At 49.7% G+C, this 6,841-nt stretch carries 7 protein-coding genes and 1 pseudogene; all 8 read right to left on the bottom strand.

What is annotated here, in order from left to right; genetic code table 11:
• Window positions 1–79: pseudogene (locus IM496_RS06805) on the bottom strand (IS607 family transposase); the annotation flags it as partial.
• A gap of 32 nt (window positions 80–111) precedes the next feature.
• On the bottom strand, window positions 112–804 hold the full coding sequence (locus tag IM496_RS06800; RefSeq protein WP_228009811.1) for a hypothetical protein: 693 nt from the start codon (window positions 802–804) through the stop codon (window positions 112–114).
• Window positions 805–846: 42 nt separating this feature from the next.
• Window positions 847–1,344: a hypothetical protein gene (locus tag IM496_RS06795; protein WP_287661606.1), complete on the bottom strand. Its 498-nt coding sequence runs from the start codon at window positions 1,342–1,344 to the stop codon at window positions 847–849.
• On the bottom strand, window positions 1,345–3,261 hold the full coding sequence (locus IM496_RS06790) for a hypothetical protein (protein ID WP_287661605.1): 1,917 nt from the start codon (window positions 3,259–3,261) through the stop codon (window positions 1,345–1,347).
• A gap of 72 nt (window positions 3,262–3,333) precedes the next feature.
• Complete coding sequence (locus IM496_RS06785; RefSeq protein WP_194017684.1) at window positions 3,334–4,617, bottom strand: hypothetical protein; 1,284 nt, start codon at window positions 4,615–4,617, stop codon at window positions 3,334–3,336.
• Window positions 4,618–4,641: 24 nt separating this feature from the next.
• Window positions 4,642–5,604 (bottom strand): hypothetical protein, encoded by a 963-nt coding sequence (locus IM496_RS06780; protein ID WP_194017682.1) that lies wholly within the window; start codon window positions 5,602–5,604, stop codon window positions 4,642–4,644.
• 34 nt (window positions 5,605–5,638) lie between these two features.
• Complete coding sequence (locus IM496_RS06775) at window positions 5,639–6,205, bottom strand: hypothetical protein (RefSeq protein ID WP_228009809.1); 567 nt, start codon at window positions 6,203–6,205, stop codon at window positions 5,639–5,641.
• Window positions 6,206–6,670, bottom strand: a complete 465-nt coding sequence (locus IM496_RS06770; RefSeq protein ID WP_287661604.1) for a hypothetical protein — start codon at window positions 6,668–6,670, stop codon at window positions 6,206–6,208. It lies immediately after the preceding gene.
• Window positions 6,671–6,841 lie beyond the last annotated feature (171 nt).

Here is a 6,841-nt window from a genome sequence, read left to right as displayed (position 1 = left end):
GTAACTGCCCTCGATTCCACATTCTCCAAGCAGTGTCATAACTGATCCCTTTTTTCTTAGCATAATCTGATAGTTTCATGTGAACTGCAATGTAAACTTGCACTAACCATATTAGCAGTTGTTTGCAGTCATTTGCATATACTTTTTACAAAACTTTACAATACTGCCAAAGGGTCGCTGTTCAATGAGAGTGCCACCGCGAATTACTTCCCCGATCAATAAATCTCGGAAATATTGGGCAACGGCCACCATAAACCCGACTAATTGCCGATGAAAATTGCGGTTAACGATCGCCCCCGAAGCTGGTTGGGCATTACCGTAGTTAAAGGCGCGACGATAGGCCATCATCCGGTCGCGGATCGTATAGCGCAAGGGTTTCCATTTGTCAAGTAAATATAGACCTCGCGCCCCCGGTCCCCGTTGAATCCGCATCCGTCCCTCTCTAAACAGACGCTGCAGCACTTGGATGACTTGAAAAACTTTCATCCGTTCGTGTTGGTAAATATAGTACAGTTCGGCGGCGGCGTGCAGTTGGCTAGGAACGACGGAATCATCAAAATCGGGCTGGATATAGGGATAGGAAACGTTCTCGAAGGGAATCGGTCCTTTGGGTCTAAATCCGATTAAATCGAGGAAACTATCGGGACTACTGGAACCGTCGGCAGCCCCCTTGAGTAGTTCACCGAAACGGTCTTCCAGTTGCTGTTCGTACTGTTTGCGCTCTTCCGGTGGCATTGCTCCTAATTGATCTCTCAAAAAGGTCGCCCACAAGCGTTGAATGGTTTCTGTGGTGTTGTAGGTCATGGTTAGATTCCTTTATTTAATGGCCTCTTCTCCATCTAGCTGTTATGGGCGAGGAGGGAGAGCTTGAGCTTGCCGACACTTATTTAAAGTTTCTCGATGTTTGACTTGGTCGGTATCTGGAGGCAATTTTTCATACAAAATGCCAGGTTTACTTTCAGCAAAAGCCAAGTCATATAACTTTTCTACGGTAAGACGATCTTCTTCTTTTAAGCTGAGAAGAACTTCATTAATTAAAGCATTTCTCTTGATAAAATCGCCAGAAATAACCGATTCCTCTAGTCTTTTAACTCTTGTTTCTATACCCACTAATTGATTCTCTATTTCTCCTACCGATCTCCTTATTGTTGCAACCAATTCTTCCCGGATTTTAGCTATTTCTTCCGAACAACTATCCTCACCTCCGTCACCACAGGGAAGACAGTCGATTATTGCCACCAAATGCTCATTAAGTTCAGCTAGTTGGGTTGCTATTGTTGTTGTCACATTGTTCATACTCGAACCTCTTTGATTACTGCCAAAATTGCTCGCTATTATCATCATCTATTGCTCTATGTCATTGGGTCTGTCACCAGTATCAACAGTCAAACTATCGGCAATAGTTTCGAGATACTCACTAATATCCGCAGAAGCATCTGCCTCGGCTCGCAAACTCAATTCGTATTGAGGTGGTGTATTAAACAGAGTCGAGGTATTGATGCGGAGGCTGAGATTGCTATCGTTACCTGGCTCTAGAGATAAAGCTCGATTTAAAGCTTGTTGAATGAGCCTAGCCATAATATTAAATATGCTCCCATTACTATTACCATTGCCAAAAGTTAGACAAGCTGGAGCCATAGTTTGGACCAGATCGAGCCAATGACTTTCCATGTCTCCCTGAATGCGTAATTCCTGCTCGACTAGCTTTCTGATATTTTTCTCATTTGAAGGAATAGGATCTAACGCATCATCAAAATGAGGAGGGAAAACAGTACCATACAGAAGGTTGCGAATATTGGTGAGTGTTGTCCGGATACGGCTGACCAGATTATCTGTGGAGTCTGGGGGAAGACAAGCATCATTATCATCGTTATCATCGTGATTAATCACCACATCAATCAGATAACTATAAGCTAAAGATCGATATTCTGGTTCGCGATTTTCTGCGGTTCCCAAAGCATAAAAATCGATCGCCCGGTCCACATCATAGAGAATTTTATCGAAAATAATCTGACACTTTAAGCGCTCGCTAGTACAACCACACTGTAACCAGCAATCCAACAATTCTGCCAGTCGATTGCGCTGAAAAGCCAATTCTACCAATTGATTTTCACTGGTTTCTTCATTAGCAGAGGAGCCGTACAATCCATAGAATAAAATCGGTGGTCGTGCTAAACGTAAGAGGCGAAAACCGCCAGAGCCTTCAAATCCATCGATAAATAACTGAAGTGCCTGTAAAAAAGCATCGAGGGGAGGAGAAGCAGGATTAACCGCCATGACTTCTTGCAAATTCTTGCCAATCAAGACTAATCGACGTAAACGTTGCACATCTAACTGAGCTGTCGCACCCAAATGACGCAACCCTTCCACATTACCCTGACTAGCACGATGAATCAGGGAATCCATCACCCGGGAGAGTTCATTTTCCACCAAGAGGGAGCGAAGATCATTCTGTCCCTGATTATCGAGAAAAGAGTATAATTGCCGATAAGCATCAACACCCCTGGGCCACTCATTGGCAGCGTAGGCGATTTGGGTTGAACCAATAAAGTTACGCAAGGCATAAATCACTGAATCTCGTCGTCCCTGCAATTCACTGTAGGGAACTTGCAAGAGGTAACGACTTCGGTTAAAACCGACATTAGCTAAAGCTTCACCCATCATCACCAAGAGGACGGAAGTAACTTCATCGAGACTCTGGGCTAAATTGCGGTAATTGATATTAACCACCGGGGAACTCAAAGCCCCAACCAAACGGGAGAGACGGGCGTATTCCCCTAAATTACGACGAATTCCGAAGGTTTTATCTCGATAGTGGGAGTCCAGAGCAAAACGAGCCGAATTAAAGCCCTCTTGCATGGCAGAACGGATCGCCATAGCCCAGCCCGCCAATTCCGAGGCTAGATCTTTGAGAATTGCATTAGTTGTTAATTCTTGTAAATCACGGTTGACATCATCGATCGCTTGCTGCATTTCTGCATCGGAGGATGTGGGGGCTTGCTGCAGGGGCATCGGTGCACTAGAAGTCAAAAGAAAGGGAACCCCTTCCGCCTCCTTGTTGATGGCTAATGCTCTAGGATTGTTTTTATAACGGTTCAGTAATGCCTCTGCTATTTGTTTGGCATCATTGGGATCGCTGACTTTTAATTCTCGCCGCAGAAGATTATCCAACGCCATACGAGAACTACTGTTCGGCATTAGGCCATTATTTTTGGCCATGGCACTACTATAATTAAACGGATTGCCAGATGAAGTGTTCATAATTTATCAGGGCAAGGAAAAAAGGTGTTGGGGTTTTTTCAGTGATCAGTTATCCCCTATATTCCTAAGTTTTCAGAGCAAAGCGGCTTGTATTTCTTTAAAACTGGATAAAGTTGGGGGAATAGGGGAGGTAAGATGGTTAATAACCCGATTGGCTAACTGACGGGCGGGAATTTGACCAGTAGCGAGGGCATAACTAGCGGCGCTGACCAGAAATCGCGGCGGTAAATCGGGGGGAACCCCTCCTTGGACTAATTGTCTAGCACCGGCTTGAATCGCCCTTTCATCATCTTCAGAAAAAGGAATAATATCGGCCAGGGCCTGTTGGGCGAGATTGCGACGGGTTTGATAGGCAATTTCATCCACCAGATGGGGAATCAATAATTCCGAGGTGGTTAACAGACGTGCCGGCAGACGGTGAAAACGATTAGGGTTATAGATTTGCTGCCAGACGCGCCGTAAGCGATCGCCTTCTTGATCAAATCCCATCCGTCGCAACATTTCCGCTAAGATCAAAATTCTCAGATATGCCGTCGGGTGCGCTCCTCCGGGACGATAGGTAAGGGTACGGGGAGCGGGATGAGCCAGAAAAAGTGCCATTCCCCAAGCTGCGGCCGGACCAGCTAATAAAATCGCCGCTAAATCGGCAAAAACTTCCTTATGCCAGCGTCCGTAGATGCGAGTAATACTGGGGTCGCCACTGGTGCCGAGAATGCGACGGATCACTGCTTGACGATTTTCCTGCCAGATACCCAGATCCGCTTGCAGATTATGGGCTACTTCGTGGATAAAGACCGGTTGCCAAGGATTATCTCGATCCCAAGGAATGCGGATAATCGGGAAGGGATTAGGTTCTCCCAAAAGACGAGTCAGCAAAACTCCACGACGCATGGTAGCAGGCGAGAAACCGTGTTCCATATAACACAAGGGTTTGAGCATCGGTGCGCGAAATAATCCCGGGGAGGACTCGCGAACAGCCCGATAACAATCGATCGCGATCAGATCATGGGCGGCGAGAGCGGCGGCAAAAGAGGAACCCCTTTGACTAAAAATTTCAAAAAATAGGCCAAAACTACGGCGAGCGCGGTCAATTTCCCGTTCTACCAGTGCTATATCGATTAAAACTCGCTCTACCGGTGATTCGTTCCACGTCGCTTGTAGATGCTGAAGACGACGCTGAATTTGCCGATCAATCTTAGCCAGACGTTGATTAGCTGCCCGAAAATGGTCGGGAGAGGGAGCGTAGGGTAAATCTTGGGGGCGAATCCCCACGGAAGCATAATTTACCCTGACTAGACGACGCGCTCGCGCCGTTAGATCTAAAATTTTATTGTGTAGAAAAGCTCTCGTTCCCATACTGCCCCCATTGCGGTTGGTTGCCTAACTGCCTTGAATGCGAATAGTTACCGGTCCGCGCAGACGATAGCTATGGCTGCGGCCACAGGTAGGGCAAGGTCGCCCCCCGGGCATCGATTGCCGGCCGGGGCGATGCGGACTCGGGCCAGATGTGGTCGTGAGCGGACGGGCTAAACGGCGCACGGTGCTGGGACTTTGGGCGACTCGGGCGGCGGCACGACGCACGGCAGGGGCCACGGACCGGGCGGGTAAACCTCTTTGGGAAACGGTACGACTAACCCCCCGGACAATGCGAGGCACGGCTCTAGCGGCGGCTGGACCCTGACGATGGGCGAGGGTGCGTGTAGCTTGGCTAACACTACTGACCAATTGCCGGCGAGTTTGCCGCGGTAGTCGCGAGATATTGGGCATCGCGGTCCGCAGGGCAACGGCGGAAACAAAGGGAGCGGCCGCATCGATCGCATCTTCGGTCTCGGCCAAGTCAAATAAGTCCTCCAAAGCCTCAAACTCATCGGCCTCATCAGCCAAAAGTCTTCCGGCCACGTTGGCAATACGTCCGATTAATTGCGCTTGCGGTAGGGGAATCATACTGGCGATCGGTGCGACCACGCGGGCCACGGAACCAATTCCCCGGCCCACCCCTCTAGCAACTTGTCCGACTCTGCGTCCCACGCTGCGAGCGATGCGTCCCAAGCGTCGGAAAAACTCGTCCGTGTCCTCCTCCGCCAAGGCATCGGCCAGGGCATCCTCCAGGGCATCGAAATCGGAATCGTAGCCCTGTTCTCCCCAGTCTTCCATCTCGTCAAATCCCTGACCACTGCGGATTAAACCACCGATAAAGGCATCATCATCGGCTTCGGCCAGATCGTATTCCCCGAATTCATCCCCGGCATCGTAGCTATTGTAATGGTTGCCCCGTTGGGCAGGGCCTTCCACTTGATCGTAAAACAAGTCATCCATGACATCGGTTTCAAAGGCTTGGTACATGATTTTTCTCTCCTAATTGCAAGGGCAGAAATAGCTATAGGCGCGTGATCATAATTTCCACGGGTCCCTGTAGTCTTAGGCGCTGGGGCAGACCACCGCGACCAGGACCGGGGCGAACAGAAGTTCTTCTCATCCCCGGGGCGGGACGGGATAACTGCCCCACTAAACGGGGTTGCGCCGCCACTCTCGCCCCGGTTTGTCGGATAGCTTGCGGTAAGCGACTGGGGGATAAACGACGACGAGCGGCGGTTTGTCCGACACTCTGAGCTATTCTCGGCAAAGCTCGCAGGGCAGCTGGTCCCTGACGGCGCACTAGATTTCGAGCCACTTGGGTGGTACTGTGAACGATCTGACGACGGAGAGGGCTACTAAGGGCGGCACGGCGCAGCACCGGTCTAACCATAGTGCGGGCTGCTATGCCAGCTATTACGGGTAAAGCCTCATCTAGCTCCTCATCGGCAAATAAATCAGCTAAGTCTTCTAGGGCATCCAATTCATCAAAGCCCTGGGCGGCATACTGTTGCAGCAGTGGTGCTATTTGTCCCAAAATGCTGGCCAAGGGATTGGCAGCCCGTCCGGCACGTCCCGCCACTCGCTGCACTTAGCCCGCCACTCGCTGCACCTGTCCAGCTACTCGTCCGGCAGTTTGGGCTGCCCGTCCCACCCCCCGGGCTACCCGGCCGGCAGTGGTGGCTCCCCGACGGGCCGCCCCCGCCACCCGGCTAATTCCTCCTAATAATTGTCGGAAAAATTCGTCGCTGTCTTCTGCGTCTAGGGCATCGGCAACGGCCTCTTCTAGGGCATCCCAATCATTGGCTCCGCTATCGATGAAGTAATCATCGCCGAAATCTTCCCCTAATTCTGCCTCGTATTCATCTCCTCCCAGAAAGCCCTCTCCTCCCAGATCTTCCAATCCTAATTGTTCTTCGCCAAAACTATCTTCGGCCTCAAATCCTTCAAAACCTTCGCCTTCCATCCCGTCCCAAGCATCGAAGGCTCCCTCATCGCCAAAGGAGGAATTAGCGGCTAAATCCTCCATAACATCACTTTCAAAAGGCTGATCCATATAAGTACCTTCCTGAGCGCAAGTAGTCGCTAAAATGTCGATAAAATTAAGAACAATTTCGACAGAATTAGGTCTGACCTAACCTTGTCTGTCTTCTCGTATTTCACTTGGTTTGAGATCAAGAGCTAGGGCGGGATTTTGCTAAGGAGTATTCTGCTATCTAGCTCTCTA

This window comes from Microcystis sp. M049S2 (assembly GCF_020245625.1).
Taxonomy (GTDB): Bacteria; Cyanobacteriota; Cyanobacteriia; order Cyanobacteriales; family Microcystaceae; genus Microcystis; species Microcystis ichthyoblabe_A.
This window is presented reverse-complemented; position numbering and strand designations above follow the sequence as displayed.

What these genes read in the sequence shown, in the direction of transcription:
- IM496_RS06790 (WP_287661605.1), bottom strand. Translation starts at nt 3,261, where the DNA reads ATGAACACTTCATCTGGCAATCCGTTTAATTATAGTAGTGCCATGGCC.
- IM496_RS06795 (WP_287661606.1), bottom strand. Translation starts at nt 1,344, where the DNA reads ATGATGATAATAGCGAGCAATTTTGGCAGTAATCAAAGAGGTTCGAGT.
- IM496_RS06780 (WP_194017682.1), bottom strand. Translation starts at nt 5,604, where the DNA reads ATGTACCAAGCCTTTGAAACCGATGTCATGGATGACTTGTTTTACGAT.
- IM496_RS06785 (WP_194017684.1), bottom strand. Translation starts at nt 4,617, where the DNA reads ATGGGAACGAGAGCTTTTCTACACAATAAAATTTTAGATCTAACGGCG.
- IM496_RS06770 (WP_287661604.1), bottom strand. Translation starts at nt 6,670, where the DNA reads ATGGATCAGCCTTTTGAAAGTGATGTTATGGAGGATTTAGCCGCTAAT.
- IM496_RS06800 (WP_228009811.1), bottom strand. Translation starts at nt 804, where the DNA reads ATGACCTACAACACCACAGAAACCATTCAACGCTTGTGGGCGACCTTT.